This is a genomic window from Corynebacterium sp. MSK158 (assembly GCF_030229085.1).
Taxonomy (GTDB): Bacteria; Actinomycetota; Actinomycetes; order Mycobacteriales; family Mycobacteriaceae; genus Corynebacterium.
The window spans coordinates 27,695-41,625 of the sequence record NZ_JASPHJ010000008.1 but is presented as its reverse complement, the minus strand read 5'-3'; the positions used below and the strand labels follow the sequence as shown (position 1 = coordinate 41,625).

The following is a 13,931-nucleotide window of genomic DNA, read 5'->3' as shown; positions in this document are numbered from 1 at the left end:
AACGGCGGTTAGTGCGCGGAATTAGGGAAAAGGAGGGAGAGATTTAAGCGACTGCCCAGTATGCCATATGCGGCGTTAACGAGCGTAAATACTTAAGTTCAGGGAGGTTTAGGCTAAGGTACTTGTGCAGAAATACAACAATCTTCGCGTGCAAAGGATCCATCCACGGTGAAAATTTCCCACACACTCGGCGCGGGCGTAGTCAGCGTACTCGCCGTGACCCTGACCGGATGTAGCGTTCTCCAGCCGGAAGAAACCGGGCTGGGGGACCATATCACCGTCTCCAGCTCCGAAGAAGCCCCGTACGAGGCCAAGGACACCGACGATAAGGAAGTTACCTCCAACCTGGCCGAGCCGGTAGAGGATAAGGGCCTTGGTGTGAGCTGGGAGTTGCAGGGCGTGTATACCGATAGCAACTCCGGTGGCACCGTGGTGACCATTCTGCTCAAGAACGACAACGACGTGCCCCTGCCTGTCGACGCCTTCGATGACCCCACCCTGGAGCGCGCCGATGGCAATGGCGGCTGGGCCAAGATCAATTCCTTGCCCTATGACAAGGAGTCCGCCCCGGGCGTAGAACCCCCGGGACTCGATCATCCGCTGGGCGCGGGCGCTTCGGTCAATCTGCAGTACCGCTATGACGTGACGCCTGGCAACCTGTGGAATGCGCGTTTGCACATTGGCAACGTGACCTGGGTAGGAGACCTTAATCTATGACAGAACTTGTAGTCTTGGCCTCTGCCGCAGGTGAAGCCATCGGCACCGCTCCCAAGGCCGAAGTTCATACCACCGATACTCCGCTGCACTTTGCCTTCTCTGCCTGGCTGACTTGCGGCGGCAAGGTGCTGGTCACCCGCCGTGCGCTGAGCAAGCGCACCTGGCCCGGCGTGTGGACCAATGCCTTTTGCGGCCACCCCGCACCCGGCGAAGAGACCACGGACGCGGTGCTGCGTCGCGCTACCTTTGAGCTCGGCATTGCGCCGACGGATCTATCCACCCCGCGGCTTATCCTGCCGGACTTTTCCTATCGCGCGGTGGATTCCTCCGGCACGGTAGAAAATGAAATCTGCCCGGTATATACCGTCGAGCTTGCTGCCGACGCCGCCTGGGAGCCCAATCCCGACGAGGTCGATTCCTACCAGTGGGTCGAGCCAGAAAACCTCTTCGCCGCCGCCGATGCCATGCCCGGCGTCTTTAGCCCGTGGATGATTGACGAGCTCGCGGACAGCACGCTGCGTGCCGCGTTGTAATTTTCGGTGCCCGCTACACCCCAAGCTCGTCGTCGTTATAGAAGGCCGTGGCCACATAGTCCAAGGTGGCATAGGCTAGCCGACGCTCGCCTGTATCCAGGTCAAATTCCAGCACTTGGTGGTCATCGCCGTAGCTGGGGAATCCGGGCTCGCCCGTGGTGGCATAGTGGCGCAGCCACTCGTTGAGCTCGCCGGCCGGTGTAGGGTTCGCCTCCTCGCCTCCGCTGCCGCCAAAGAGCGGGTCCAACTCGGCGCAGTGCACCGCGGGCGAATCGGAGCGGGTGAATTCCATCATCCAGGTCGGTCCTGGAGCGTGCTCGGCTACCTGGGCGGTCCAGCGGCGCACGGCGGCATCACCGATGAGGCGGCCCATCGGCCGCTGCGGATCGACGTAGTGCGCCAGCTGCCGCCACTGCTTGAATCGATCGTGCGACATCCCAAACTTGGGCGAGAGGTAGCTGGTAATAAAGCCGGCCAGCGCCATTTTGTCTATGCGCTGGGCCGCTGGCATGGTGTAGAACTCATCGCGGGTGGAGGTCACCACGATAGGAATATCCGCTAGTTCTTCGGCGCGCAGTGGTGCGGGGCCCAAGGCGACGTCGAAGCGGTACTTCTTGCGGAATTTGGCATAGCCCTTGGCCAGCGATTCCGGGTCCATCTTTTCCAGGGCCTGGCGCGTGACCGGCACGCCCAGGGCCCGGCGCAGGTCGGTGACGCGGTGCTCAAAACGGTCGCGCGGGAATGCCGGCGAGAGCGCCAGCACGCGGCGGAACCCACCCAGGAAATGATCGCGGCGCGCCAGCCACAGGCTTATCGCCGCCCCGGCGGATTGGCCCACCAAGGTGATTTTGGTCTTATCGCCGCCAAAGGCTTCGATATTGTCCTGGAGCCACTCCAAGGCCAAGAGGCAATCATCGATGCCGCGGTAGCGGTCCGCCTCATCGCCGTCGAAGCGCGCAAAGCCGGCCAAGCCCACCCGGTAACCCACGTTGACCTGGATTACCCCGTGGCGGGCATTCTTCGTTCCCGTAAGCCGTGAATCCTCGTGCGAGCCGTGCTCAAAGCGGCCGCCGTGAATATAGACCACGACGGGGCACTCGGCGGCGTCGGCAGGCGCGGTAATGCTCAGCGCAATATCTGCTGGGTGCGGCTCGCGGGCATCCTGGTCGCGGGTGCCTTCGAGCGGCTCGGCAGGCGAGTAGGGGCTGGGGATGGTGCTATAGCGCACCGAATGGAAATAGTGCAGGCCATCGCGGCGCACGCCGGTGATCCGGCCGGAAGCGGTGGCGACGGTAACGGGAATCTGGGCGCTCGACATGACAGCCAGATTACCGCGAGCAAGTAGGATAAGTAGCTATGGAGTGGTTGACGAGCTTGGGCAGCACGCTATCGCAATTGTTGGTGCAGGCGCCCGTGTGGATTCAAATGGTCATCGTGGTGGCCATCGCCGTGCCACTCATGGTGGTCATAGCCTGGTGCCTGATGTGGGCGGTTGACCGCGTGGCCAATCGGGCCGCCGGAGTGATTTCCCAGCAGCGCAGCCGCAGCACTAAGGTAGACCATCATGGCTGAGGAAAATTACGAGCGCGCGCGCCAGGAGCGCGCCGAGCTGCGCGCCAACCCCCGCGAGGGCCTGTGGGACCCCGAAGCCAAGCGCGCCGGCCAGCGTTCCGCCCCGGCAACCGCTCCCGGCGCACAGCCGGCAAAGCGCAAGCGCGCCCTGCCCAAATCCCGCGTCTCTCTTACACTGTGGACGATGATCGCGCTGGTCATCGTCGTTGCCCTCATCGGCCTGTGGACCTAGGCGCGCCCACCGCCTGCCGAGGCCGGGGCCAGCGCTAGTCCTTCCGGCTGGTGGCTGCTAAGCGCTGGAAGAATTCCACCTCAGCAAGATCCTCGATAAGCAGGGCAGTGCCGTTGGTATCGCACAGCGGCACGCACCAATTGGGATAAAGCTCGTGCGTGGTGCCCGGCTGATTTTGCGCACGCACATCGCCCACCATGTCCACCAAGCTGGTGCAGGCAAGCGCCGAAGGCGTGCCCGCAATATAGCGGTGCAGCGCCACAGAGATGTCTTCCTCCTCGCCGCGGGAGGCGCGCTCGGCCGGATCCACCAGGTAATCGCGCTGCGGCAATAGGCCACGGTCCGCCACCGCGCCCAATACGCGGGCCTGCCATTCGATGTCATCGCACTGCTCATCATCCACCGAGCGGGTCAGCACGCCTAAGCGCGCGCGGAGCGAAATATGATCGCCGCGCAGGTACGCCAAGGTTGGCGGCAGATCGTGCGTATTGACCGAGGACAGCGCCAGCTGGCGGTACTTCTCTTGCGGCAGCGGGGAGTAGTTATCATCGTCGCGTTCAAACCACACGATGGAGGTACCCAGCACCGCCTTCTGCGCGAGCACGTCTTGTACCCACGGCTCGACGGTGCCCAGGTCCTCACCGATGACCACCGCACCGGCGCGCTGCGCCTCCAAGGCCAAGATGCCCACCATGGCCTCAAAATCATAGGAGACATAGGTGCCCGTCAGCGGGCTGGCCATGCGCGGGATCCAATACAGGCGGAAAAGGCCCAAGATATGGTCCACGCGCACGCCACCGGCATGGCGCAGCACGGTGGAGAGCATCTCGCGCCACGGGGCATAGCCCGCGGCGGCCAGGCGCTGCGGGTGCCATGGCGGCTGCGACCAATCCTGGCCCTGCTGGTTATAGTCATCCGGCGGGGCACCTACCGAACATTGCGGCGCCAAGTATTCGGTGAGGTTGACCGCATCGGCGCCGCCCGGGTGCACGCCCACGGCAAGGTCAGTCACCAAGCCCAGGCGCATGCCGGCTTCGAGTGCGCGCTGCTGCGCGGCGGCCAGCTGCTCATCGCACAGGAACTGCAGCCAAGAATAAAAGCGCGTGAGCGTGTCCATGTCCAGGCCTTCGGCATGGCGCTGGCCCGACTGCGCCGCGGCGTCTTGCTGCGCGCACCAATACGCAAAATCGCGCAGGCCACGGCCCTCCTCGCGGGCGTAGCGCACGAAGGCCTCTTCGCGCTCCGGGGAGGGCTGGTAGTTGAAGAGCTCGCGCAGCACCTGCAGCTTGGCCTCAAAAATGGTGTCGCGGTCAATCTCCTCGGCGCTGCGATTGCGCTGGCGAAACTCCTCGGCCAGCTCGCGCACATCATCCTGCAGGTCCTCCGGCAGGAGCTTAAGCTCCGGGATGGATTCGATGTGCAGGTAGAGCGGATTGATAAAGCGCCGCGTGGTGGGCAGGTACGGCGAGTCCTCCACCGGTGGTAGCGGCTCGGCCGCATGCAGCGGATTGACCAGCAAGAAATCCGCGTGCGGGGCCAGCGTCTCCGCCAACTGCCCCAGATCCTGGAAATCGCCAATGCCCCAGGAGGATTCCGAGCGCACCGAATACAGCTGCGCCATCACGCCGCTAATGGGGCGCTCCACAAACTCATCGGCCGTGAAAAGGCGCGCCGGGGTGATAATCAGCGGGCAGGCATGCTTGCCGATGCCCTCGGACTCCAACACCAGCTCGTGGTACCCCATGGGCAGATCGCCGGGGATGTGGAAGCTCGCCTCGCCCCACAGTGTGCCATCAACATTGGCATCCGGGGCGTCATTGGGGTCTTGGTAGACCTCGCGGGTGCCGCCTTCCTCCAGCTCAATGTGAACGACGGCGGCATCGCCCGCGTGCACGTGGACCACGAACCCGCGCTCCTGGCCCTGGGGCGCGACAACGCAGTGGGGGAGGGGTTGGGAGGAGCGGTCCAGGTAGTCGTCGTAAAGCAGCTGCGTGAGCGCCGCATCGTCCGGATTGTCTTCGATGGCCACGCCCAAGGCGCGCAGGGTATAGGCAATAGTGTCTTCAGCGACGTGGACGGGGAAACCAGATTGGGAGGTATAGCTGGTGGCCACGCCGTGGCGCTGAGCGAGTTCTTCAAGCAAGTCGCGGGTAGTCACAGGCCACATTGTGCCACGGGGACAACGCGCCTGCTGGGGAACAGATTGGTACAGTAGGCGAAGATTAATAATTAGCTGTTCGAAAGGACACCGCGTGACCCTGCAAGAAGTGCATACCCCGGCGCAATTTACTATCGAGCCGGGCGAAACCTGCCTGACCGCCCTGATGGATACCGCGAAGAAGCGCCCTCACGGCGTCATGTTTACCCGCCCGGCTAACTACGAGTGGGTCAACGTTACGGGCAAAGAATTCATCGATGAGGTCTTTGAAGTAGCCCAGGGACTTATCGCCCTAGGCGTGCAGCAGGGGGACCGCGTCGCCCTCATCTCTGCCACCCGCTATGAGTGGTCCCTGCTGGACTTCGCCATCTGGGCCGCCGGTGCCGCCTCCGTGCCGGTCTACCCGTCCTCGTCCGCCTCCCAGGTGCGTTGGATCATTGAGGACTCCGGCGCCGTGCTCGCCATCACGGAAACCCGCGAGCACTCCGAGCTGGTAGAAAACTTGGTGCTGCAAGAAGACGGCGAGCCGAACCTCAAGGGCTCCCCATCGCAGCTGCGCCGCGTGCTGGAAATTAACTCCTCTGCCATCGATACCTTGAAGTTCGAGGGCCGCGGCGTGACCGCCGACGAGGTATACGCCCGCATCAAGGCCACCTCCACCGATGACCTGGCTTCTTTGGTTTATACTTCCGGCACAACCGGACGACCCAAGGGCTGCATCCTGACCCACCGCAATTGGCTGGCCCAGACCCGTGGCCTGTGTACCAACCCCATCGGCATCTTCGCAGTGCCGGGCAGCCACACCCTGACCTTCCTGCCGCTGGCCCACGTCTTTGCCCGCGCGGTATCCATTGCGGTGGCCATGCGTGGTGCCTCCCAGAACCACTGGTCGGACTTTTCCACCATCTCCATCGAATTCGCCCGCTCCCGCCCGAACGTCATCTTGGGCGTGCCGCGCGTCTTTGAGAAGGTGCGCAACTCTGCCGCTGCTAAGGCGGCCGATTCCGGTATCAAGACCCTGCTTTTTGAGCAGTCCGAGAAGGTAGCCATCGAGTACTCCAAGGCTTTGGATAAGCCGGAGGGCCCGGACCGCCTGCTGAAGGCCAAGCACAAGGTCTTTGACAAGCTGGTCTACTCCGCCATCCGCAAGGGCGTGGGCGGCAACGTGAACTATTGCATTACCGGTGGCTCGGCCATGGGCCATGACCTGCTGCACTGGTACCGCGGCATCGGCATCCCGGTCTATGAGGGCTATGGCCTGACCGAGGTCGCCGCCGCGGCCGCGGTGGACTTTGTGGATCAGTCCATCGGCACCGTTGGCCCGCCAATGGGTGGCGTGACCTTCCGCATCAATGAGGAAGGCGAAATCTGCATCAAGGGCGATATCGTCTTCCACGGTTACTGGAATAATCCGGAAGCCACGGCCGAGGCCCTCGAGGATGGCTGGTACAACACCGGCGACTTGGGTGAGATTGATGAGGACGGCAAGCTCGTTATCACCGGCCGCAAGAAGGACCTCATTGTCACGGCCGGCGGCAAGAATGTCTCGCCCGGCCCGATGGAGGATATCCTGCGCGGACACCCGCTTATCTCCCAGGCCATGGTGGTTGGCGATGGCAAGCCCTTTGTCGGTGTGCTGCTGACACTGGATCCGGACATTTTGAAGCGCTGGAAGCTGGACCACAACATTCCGGAGAATCGCTCCATGCGCGAGCTGGCTACCGATCCGACCCTGCGCGCGGAGCTGCAGGATGCCATCAACCAAGTTAACGCCACCGTCTCCCATGCGGAGGGCATCAAAAAGTTCTACATCCTTGAATCTGACCTTACCGAGGAAGAAAACGAGCTGACCCCCACCATGAAGGTCAAGCGCAACGTGGTAGCGCAGCGCTATGCCGCGGCCATCGAGCACCTGTACAAGCGCTAGACTGCGCGACGGGTACACCCGAGGGAATTCCCTCGGGTGTTTCTTTTTGCCCTGCTTGCCGACGCCCCCTTCTGCAGCTCACCCCACCATCCTCACCCCAGTGCGGGCGAACCTGCCATAAACCTGTGAATGGCTTCGGAGTGTCGCACGCTCGTGGCGGCGGATCTCGCATAAAGTCGTGAGGCGTTACAGCAAACCTCAACCTCTACTAGAGGTTAGAAATGGGACCGTGGAAGGAGTGGCTCGAAGCCTATGCATAAAATCGCCGCCGAGCTGCGCCACCGCGAGCTTACGCAAGAGATTTACAATATCGGCGACGAAGTCGCAGAATATCTCGAGCACCTCATTGAAGCCATCGAGGATTGGGACGAAGAGCTGTGCATGGATTGCCTAGCTGAGCTGGGCGATATCGTCGAAGACGCCCGCGTTGACTCCGGCCGCTGCGTTGGCGAGCTAATGGGCCTGCGCCAAGCCCTAGTCTCCGGCGTGCGCTCCGGCACCATTTCCGCCGCTTCTTCCGGCGTGAATGACGTGGAAGAGCCGGAACAACTTACCCCGCGCCTATTGGATGAGCGATTCCCCATCTCCAAGCCCATCGTGGTGCACGAGCTGGCCGAGTCCCTGCGCTCTCGCACCCAGGCCGTGGCGGATTACCTCCGCGAGGTAGTCGAGTACGTGCTCGCGCAAACCGACGCCGTGGCCCGCAACCTCGATATGGTCTCGCTGCCGCACTTGTACAAGCGCACCGGCGAGTCCGCACTCATTGCGGTCCAAGCGTGGAAGCACACGGTGCTTGATACCCACCCGGCCTATGTCCGCACGATGCGCGGGCATAACCCACCACAGTTCTTAGAAGAGCGCGCCCGCGTTGCCGCAGTGGTGGAAAAGGTCCGCGCTAAGCGCGAGGCGGCCCGCCGGGCTACAACTGCATAAATCACATAGACTTCCTTGTTTCACGCAAGGGGATGTTCACGGCCACCGAGATTCCCTCTCTCGGTGGCCGTTGAAGTTTTCTGCACTAGGGTGCCCCAATTCGGGGAAGCATTTAGGGAAATTTTAGGTTAACGGCCGTTCTATACAATTTCTGTTATGCCTGTTCAGTGGCTTGGGTGCTGTATCCAGCGGTATTGTTGCTAAGTCAACCTTAAAATCTAAGTAGAAAATACTCTTAACGCGCTGTACGGTATTCCCTGTCCATGCGAACGCCGCGACCTAGCACCATCCACACGCGGCGAGCGCAATCTCATTTATAATCACATCTACAGGGAGTTAATCCATGGGCGCACGCCGAACTTCTCGCCTTATTGCCAGCGCAGTGGCCGTAGCCACCTTCTCTTCCATCACTGTTGTGCCTACCGCCGTCGCGGCTGACGACACCACCTTCGTCGAGGAAAAGAGCACCGACGATACCGTAAGCCTCAACGGCATCGAATTCGATGAAGACGGCAACCTGCTGGAGGAAAACAACGCCGGCGATAAGGCGATGGAAGAACTTGATGCGGAAGAAGACGCTGCCGAGTCCATCACCCCGTACGCCGTAGACGGCGCGGAGGAGACCGCCGAAGCTCCGGCTTCTGAGGAGTCTGCAAAGCCGACCACCCTCGAGGAACTTGCACAGACCGAGGCCTCCAACGGCGACGTCAACGTCAAGGTCGTCAAGGATGAGAAGAAAGACAAGCTCGTCTGTGAGGTAACTGATGCCCCTGACAAGGAAGGCAACATGCTTGACCTCAAGCTTGCGCTGGCTAAGGCCTTCTACGATGGCGGCGAAAAGATTCTCAAGACCGTCTGGGAGATCATCCCGGTTGTCGGTGACTTGGTTCCGGCCGATTTCATTGACAAGATTTCCGGCAAGACCTGGGACGGCATTGCCAAGCTGGTCAAGGAAGGCGAGAAGGACAAGACCGTGACCTGGGATCTTTCCCGCGCCCAGGGCATGGCCATCGGCCGTATCGATAACGCCGATGCCGACGTTGATATGAACAACCCGGATGGCGCTAAGAAGACCGTTTCCGGCCTGCTCAAGTTCGCGGACGGCGCCTTTGGTAAGGGCACCAAGGTAATCCTCAAGCTCTTTAATGCAGCCGTCACCATCGCCGGCCTGGTTCCTGGTGCCGGCGTTGCTGGCGACTTGAAGCTGAGCAAGGACCAGCAGAAGAGCATCGAAGACTCCCTGAAAAACATCTCTACCGCAGCTTCCGATCTCGCGGCCGTGAACGCCCCAGCCGGCCAGCTGTGCTCCGATATGCTCAACGGTAAGAAGACCAAGGACCAGCCTGCTGAGGACAACCCTTCTGAGGAGCCTTCCTCCGAGGAAACCACTTCCGAGGCTCCGGCTTCTGAGGATGCTACCTCTGAGGAGAGCACCCCGTCTGAGTCCGCAGAAGAGACCTCCGCAGAAGAGACTTCCACCGAGGAGACCTCCGCAGAAGAAACGGCCACCGAAGAGCCGACCTCTTAGGAATCCACCGAACCTTCCACTACCGAAGCTGCGGTTGTTCCGGGCAAAGACGGCCAGGACGGTAAGGACGGCCAGGATGGCGTAGACGGTAAGGACGGCCAGGATGGCCAAGATGGCCGCGACGGTCGCGATGGCCGTGACGGTCGTGACGGTAAGGATGGCGAGAACGGCCGCGATGGACGCGATGGTCGTGACGGCCGCGACGGCGAAGATGGCCAGGATGGTCGCGATGGCCGAGACGGACGTGATGGCCGAGACGGTCGCGACGGACGTGACGGCCGCGAAGGCATCAACGGTAAGGACGGCAAGGACGCAGACATGTCTTCCGTCGCAGGGTTCTCCTTCCTGGCTGCGCTCGTAGGCGGCGGCACGGTGCTGGGCATCCTGTCCACCATTGACTACCTTTACACCCGCGGCATGCTGCCGAAGAATAGCGTCCCATGGCGCATCAACCAGTAAGACCTTCCTGTTGAGGCATTAGCTGGAAGTAGTAGAGCCTTCGCGAGCATATGCTCGCGAAGGCTCTTTCTTATTGCGGGTGAAGTCTCGGTGGGCTCTCTTGCGAGGCATTCGCCGTCGCCTGCCCTTCGCGCTCACCGGCGCAGCGGATTCCGCGGCGAAAGCACCGCTGGTGAGCGCGAAGGGCGGGGTAGAGGAAGGCGGGAGGAAAAATCGCAGTCTTAGGCAGAACGGGCGGCCTTTTGTCTGGCGGAGATGGTGGAAATGAGGTCGGTCAGGAAGCGAGTGGGGCGGTCGATGAGTTGCCGCGGGGTATAGCAGAGGACGGTGAAGCCGGCCTCGCGCAGCCATCGGTGGCGCTCACGCTGGTGGGCAAGCGCCTTCGCAGGGATGATGTCGATGAGGTAGGCGCTGTTGATGCATAGGGCGGTCGTGATGCCAGGCAGCGCGTTAAACGGCGCCTCGAAGAACATGGGCCAGGGGAAATCGGCCTCAATGATAAGGGCGCAAGCGAAAGACTCGTAGGGAGAGCGGGAAAGAGCAGAGGCGTGGTGGATTACGGCGCGGACGATGCGGCTATTGCGCACCCGGCCCATGCGGGCGAACTCTTCCTTGAGGTCTTCCCGGTTGAGACCGGAGCGCAAAGCGGAGTCGGCGGCGATGAGGCCGTCGGTGAAGCCGTGGTAGCGGGCGACGTCGATAACCGCGCGGGCCTTGGAAACGCAGCGGGTGCCGTCCACGAGGACGGGTTCGGGAAGGGAAGCCTTGCGGTAGATGCGCTCGGGATGGCGGCGGTCCTTGTGGGGAAGCGTATTGGTGGGAAGGGCCATTTCAATCTTTTCCTCGGCCGTGGCGATGACCCACAGTCCGTGGACGCGGGCAGCGGACTTGGAGATGAGCACCGCGGTATAGGCGCTGCGGGCGGCGGCGATGGCGCGCAGACGCAGCTGGGAGGGGAAGTCGAGGCAATGGTAGTGATCGCGCTGGACTGCGATGCGTGGTGCGAGTTTGAGGTAGGTGCCGTTTTTCAGGTCGGTCCAAAAGGTGGGGTGGTTGGTGCGGATGGAGTCGATATTGGTCAGTGGTGGTGTCATGACTCCTAGGAAAGGGCACGCTGTCGGCTGGTGCGAGGAGGTGGCGGCCGGGCCTGTGGATAACAAGGCCGCAGGGAAAGGAGAGTGAGCGAAGTGGCGGCTGGGAAAGTTACGGCCACAGTTATCCACAGTCCGGGAAGTAGCCCTTGCGCGTGGGCGCGAAAACGGCAAAGCCCGCGCCGGCCACAATGAAGCGGGCACGGGCACGGGCGAGGACGCGGCGGGAACTAGACGGCCGGGGGAGGGGTGACCTTATCTAGCTGCTCAGTAATTTGCGGCCACAGTTGGCCCATGATGTCGTCCCAGGTAAGGATCCACACGGCGTTGTCCTTATCGGCCTTGCCCACCATGACGAGCTGCTCGTTGCGAGCGCGCATGTGGTCCAGAGTCTTTTGCACGGTAGTGGAAGAAGACACGGACAGGGCAGGGCGGGAGAACTCGAGAACCGGGGTCTCTGGTTCTGCCAGCAAGGTATCGCGCACGTGGACCACGCGGGGGACGCGGGAGTCCTTAGGGAAGACCAGCACGCGCATGATGTTCTTGCGTACGACGAGGTCTTGGAGGTCCTCCACGGTGGCGTCGGAAGGCAGGGGCACTACCTCAGAGCCGTGCTCGCGAGCCATGGCGCCAACGGTGGAGTTTTCCAATTCGATGACATCAGAAATCTGGTTGGCAGACTCATCGTCCAAAGCGCCGGTCTCGCGGGAGTGCTCGACCAAGGTGCGCAGGGTTTCCGCGTCGTAGCCGGCCGCACCGGCGCGGTCGACGGGTTCTTCGCCGGCCATGGAAACCATTTTGTTGGCCATGACGTTGATCCACTTCAGCAGCGGGCGGAAGATCCACACGAAGCCACGTGCGGGGACCGCGATGAACTGCAGGGCGGTCTCCGGGTGAGTAATAGCCCAAGACTTCGGTGCCATCTCACCCAGCACGAGGTGGAGGAAGGTGACGATGAAGAGGGCGAGGAGGAAGCTGACGACGTCGGCAATGCCCAGCGGCAGGCCCGCGGCCTCCAGCGGTGCCATGAGCAGGTGGTGCACCCAGGGCTTGGTTACAGCACCGAGCACAAAGGTGGCGGCGGTAATGCCCAGCTGCGCGCCGGCGAGCATGATGGTCAGCTCATTGAGCGAGCGTAGGCCGGCGCGAGCGGTGCGGGAATTTTCTGCATCCTCTTCCAAACGGTTGCGGCGAGCGCCCATCAAGGAGAACTCGATAATCACAAAGAAGCCGGAAGCGGCGATGATAAGCAGGGTAACGAGGAGGTTAAACCACCAAGATTCGGTCATTATGCATCCTCCTTCTTAGCGGCATCATCATCGGAGTGGTCGGAGTAATCCTCCACCAGCTCGATGGCAAGCACGGACGGCACGTGGCGGTCCACCTCTTGCACACGCAGACGGATGGAGCGAACGGGGGCCTCATCGTGGTCCACCCAGTCCTCGGGCTCGGCCTCGAGCTGGATGGTGTGTTCCTCGCCTACCTCAGGCAGCGCACCGGAGTGCGCAATGACGAGGCCGGCGACGGTCTCAAAGTCGCCCTCAGGCAGGTCGTGGCCGATGGCGCGCTCGATCTCATCAATCGGCGTATCGCCGTCGACCAACCAGTGGGAATCGTCCTGCTCGGTGATTTCCTCGGTTTCTTCGATATCGTGCTCATCGGTGACATCGCCCAAGATTTCCTCGGCCAAGTCCTCCATGGTCACGATTCCCACGAAGCCGCCGTATTCATCGATAACGCACGCCATCTTCTGGTCGCTATCGCGCAGCTCTTCCACCACATCCGGCAGCGGCATCAGCTCAGGGACCACGACGGCCTCCTGCATGATGCTGGTGGCCTTGGTGGCGGCGGGCAGGTCGCTTCCCAGGACGTCGATAAGATGCACCACGCCGATTGGATTGTGTTCATCGTCGATGACGGGGTAGCGCGTGTGGTCGGTAGACATCATCTCGCGGACCTCACCAAGGGTGGTGTCCGGGTCAATGACGTCCACACGGGAGCGTGGAATCATGGCGTGTTCAACGTCGTGCTCGGGGAAGTCCAGCAGGCGGTCGAGCACCATGTAGGTATTCTCATCCAGATCGCCGGCCTCGTGGGAGGAATCCACGATGGATTCCAGGTCATCGGCGGTGGCAGAGGAATCGACGTCTTCTACCGGTTCGATGCCAAAGAGCTTGAGGATGGCATTGGAGGAGTACTCGAAGAAGTGGATGAGCCAGCCGAAAATCCGCAGGTAAAGCTGCGTGGAGGCGGCCAGCCAGCGCGCCGTCTTCATCGGTGCGGCAATGGTGTAGTTCTTGGGGAAGAGCTCCGCAAACAGCATCGTCGCAATCGTGGAGATGAAAAGTGCCGCGATGGTACCAACGGTGACTGATACCGCGGAGGGAACGCCGACGCCGCCAAGCAAGGTACCCAGGCCTTGGCCCACGAGCGGCTCGGCCACATAGCCGATGAGCAGGCCGGTAATCGTAATACCGAGCTGCGCGCCGGAGAGCATAAAGGAGGTCTGCTGAGTAATAGCCAGCGCGCGTTGTGCTGTCTTATCCCCCTCAGCAGCCTGGGTCCGCAGCTGCGTGCGGTCCACGGACATATAGGAAAACTCTTGGGCCACGAAGTATGCGTTCGCGACGATGATGAGGCCAATGACTACGAAGCCGGCCAGAATCATCAAAATAGCCGATAACATGATTTACTCCCCACCGCCTAGAAGGAGGTAGGGACATCGACTCGGAGGTTCCACTGAGGGTGCCTTTCTACTTGGGAAGATGGAAACATACTACA

Annotated in this window: 14 protein-coding genes; 9 read left to right on the top strand and 5 right to left on the bottom strand. The window is 61.8% G+C overall.

Features of this window, described 5'->3' with window-relative positions; genetic code table 11:
- Positions 1-168: 168 nt before the first annotated feature.
- Together QP915_RS07580 and idi are read left to right on the top strand one after the other, a co-directional pair.
- Positions 169-717 carry a hypothetical protein gene (locus QP915_RS07580; protein ID WP_284768905.1) on the top strand — a complete coding sequence of 183 codons (549 nt, stop codon included), beginning with the start codon at positions 169-171 and terminating at the stop codon, positions 715-717.
- A complete protein-coding gene (gene idi, locus QP915_RS07575; RefSeq protein WP_284768904.1) occupies positions 714-1,250 on the top strand; it encodes an isopentenyl-diphosphate Delta-isomerase in 537 nt (178 codons plus the stop codon). The genes QP915_RS07580 and idi overlap by 4 nt, the downstream gene beginning before the upstream one ends.
- Before the next feature lie 13 nt (positions 1,251-1,263).
- Here idi and QP915_RS07570 read toward each other — a convergent pair whose 3' ends face one another.
- A complete protein-coding gene (locus QP915_RS07570; protein WP_284768903.1) occupies positions 1,264-2,568 on the bottom strand; it encodes a carboxylesterase family protein in 1,305 nt (434 codons plus the stop codon).
- Positions 2,569-2,606: 38 nt separating this feature from the next.
- Here QP915_RS07570 and QP915_RS07565 point away from each other — a divergent pair, with 38 nt between their 5' ends.
- Complete coding sequence (locus QP915_RS07565) at positions 2,607-2,822, top strand: hypothetical protein (protein WP_005324176.1); 216 nt, start codon at positions 2,607-2,609, stop codon at positions 2,820-2,822.
- Complete coding sequence (locus tag QP915_RS07560) at positions 2,815-3,054, top strand: hypothetical protein (RefSeq protein ID WP_284768902.1); 240 nt, start codon at positions 2,815-2,817, stop codon at positions 3,052-3,054. Before QP915_RS07565 ends, QP915_RS07560 begins: the two co-directional genes overlap by 8 nt.
- 34 nt (positions 3,055-3,088) lie before the next feature.
- Here QP915_RS07560 and malQ read toward each other — a convergent pair whose 3' ends face one another.
- Complete coding sequence (malQ, locus tag QP915_RS07555) at positions 3,089-5,212, bottom strand: 4-alpha-glucanotransferase (protein WP_284768901.1); 2,124 nt, start codon at positions 5,210-5,212, stop codon at positions 3,089-3,091.
- A 94-nt stretch (positions 5,213-5,306) separates the two neighbouring features.
- Here malQ and QP915_RS07550 point away from each other — a divergent pair, with 94 nt between their 5' ends.
- The 5 genes from QP915_RS07550 to QP915_RS07530 all read left to right on the top strand — a co-directional run bounded on the left by QP915_RS07550 (position 5,307) and on the right by QP915_RS07530 (position 10,059).
- Positions 5,307-7,139, top strand: a complete 1,833-nt coding sequence (locus QP915_RS07550; protein ID WP_284768900.1) for an AMP-dependent synthetase/ligase — start codon at positions 5,307-5,309, stop codon at positions 7,137-7,139.
- 252 nt (positions 7,140-7,391) lie between these two features.
- Positions 7,392-8,072, top strand: a complete 681-nt coding sequence (locus QP915_RS07545) for a hypothetical protein (RefSeq protein WP_005324183.1) — start codon at positions 7,392-7,394, stop codon at positions 8,070-8,072.
- 343 nt (positions 8,073-8,415) lie between these two features.
- A complete protein-coding gene (locus tag QP915_RS07540; RefSeq protein ID WP_284768899.1) occupies positions 8,416-9,600 on the top strand; it encodes a hypothetical protein in 1,185 nt (394 codons plus the stop codon).
- A 103-nt stretch (positions 9,601-9,703) separates the two neighbouring features.
- The gene (locus QP915_RS07535; RefSeq protein WP_284768898.1) at positions 9,704-9,961 is read left to right on the top strand and encodes a hypothetical protein; all 258 of its coding nucleotides are present in this window, start codon (positions 9,704-9,706) and stop codon (positions 9,959-9,961) included.
- Entirely contained in the window at positions 9,919-10,059 is a 141-nt protein-coding gene (locus tag QP915_RS07530; RefSeq protein WP_284768897.1) for a hypothetical protein, read from the top strand. Before QP915_RS07535 ends, QP915_RS07530 begins: the two co-directional genes overlap by 43 nt.
- A gap of 221 nt (positions 10,060-10,280) precedes the next feature.
- Here the strand turns inward: QP915_RS07530 and QP915_RS07525 are convergent, their stop codons facing one another.
- The 3 genes from QP915_RS07525 to QP915_RS07515 form a co-directional block, all read right to left on the bottom strand.
- Positions 10,281-11,153, bottom strand: coding sequence for a hypothetical protein (locus QP915_RS07525; RefSeq protein ID WP_284768896.1), 873 nt, complete (start codon positions 11,151-11,153; stop codon positions 10,281-10,283).
- 227 nt (positions 11,154-11,380) lie between these two features.
- Positions 11,381-12,439: a CNNM domain-containing protein gene (locus QP915_RS07520; protein WP_239278682.1), complete on the bottom strand. Its 1,059-nt coding sequence runs from the start codon at positions 12,437-12,439 to the stop codon at positions 11,381-11,383.
- Positions 12,439-13,836, bottom strand: coding sequence for a hemolysin family protein (locus QP915_RS07515; protein ID WP_284768895.1), 1,398 nt, complete (start codon positions 13,834-13,836; stop codon positions 12,439-12,441). Before QP915_RS07515 ends, QP915_RS07520 begins: the two co-directional genes overlap by 1 nt.
- Between the last annotated feature and the right edge of the window lie 95 nt (positions 13,837-13,931).

Bases quoted from the DNA above. Each gene is read 5' to 3' on its own strand.
- QP915_RS07515 (WP_284768895.1), bottom strand. From the start codon at position 13,836: ATGTTATCGGCTATTTTGATGATTCTGGCCGGCTTCGTAGTCATTGGC.
- QP915_RS07570 (WP_284768903.1), bottom strand. From the start codon at position 2,568: ATGTCGAGCGCCCAGATTCCCGTTACCGTCGCCACCGCTTCCGGCCGG.
- QP915_RS07520 (WP_239278682.1), bottom strand. From the start codon at position 12,439: ATGACCGAATCTTGGTGGTTTAACCTCCTCGTTACCCTGCTTATCATC.
- QP915_RS07540 (WP_284768899.1), top strand. From the start codon at position 8,416: ATGGGCGCACGCCGAACTTCTCGCCTTATTGCCAGCGCAGTGGCCGTA.
- QP915_RS07530 (WP_284768897.1), top strand. From the start codon at position 9,919: ATGTCTTCCGTCGCAGGGTTCTCCTTCCTGGCTGCGCTCGTAGGCGGC.
- QP915_RS07525 (WP_284768896.1), bottom strand. From the start codon at position 11,153: ATGACACCACCACTGACCAATATCGACTCCATCCGCACCAACCACCCC.
- QP915_RS07565 (WP_005324176.1), top strand. From the start codon at position 2,607: ATGGAGTGGTTGACGAGCTTGGGCAGCACGCTATCGCAATTGTTGGTG.
- QP915_RS07560 (WP_284768902.1), top strand. From the start codon at position 2,815: ATGGCTGAGGAAAATTACGAGCGCGCGCGCCAGGAGCGCGCCGAGCTG.
- QP915_RS07535 (WP_284768898.1), top strand. From the start codon at position 9,704: ATGGCCAAGATGGCCGCGACGGTCGCGATGGCCGTGACGGTCGTGACG.
- idi (WP_284768904.1), top strand. From the start codon at position 714: ATGACAGAACTTGTAGTCTTGGCCTCTGCCGCAGGTGAAGCCATCGGC.
- QP915_RS07545 (WP_005324183.1), top strand. From the start codon at position 7,392: ATGCATAAAATCGCCGCCGAGCTGCGCCACCGCGAGCTTACGCAAGAG.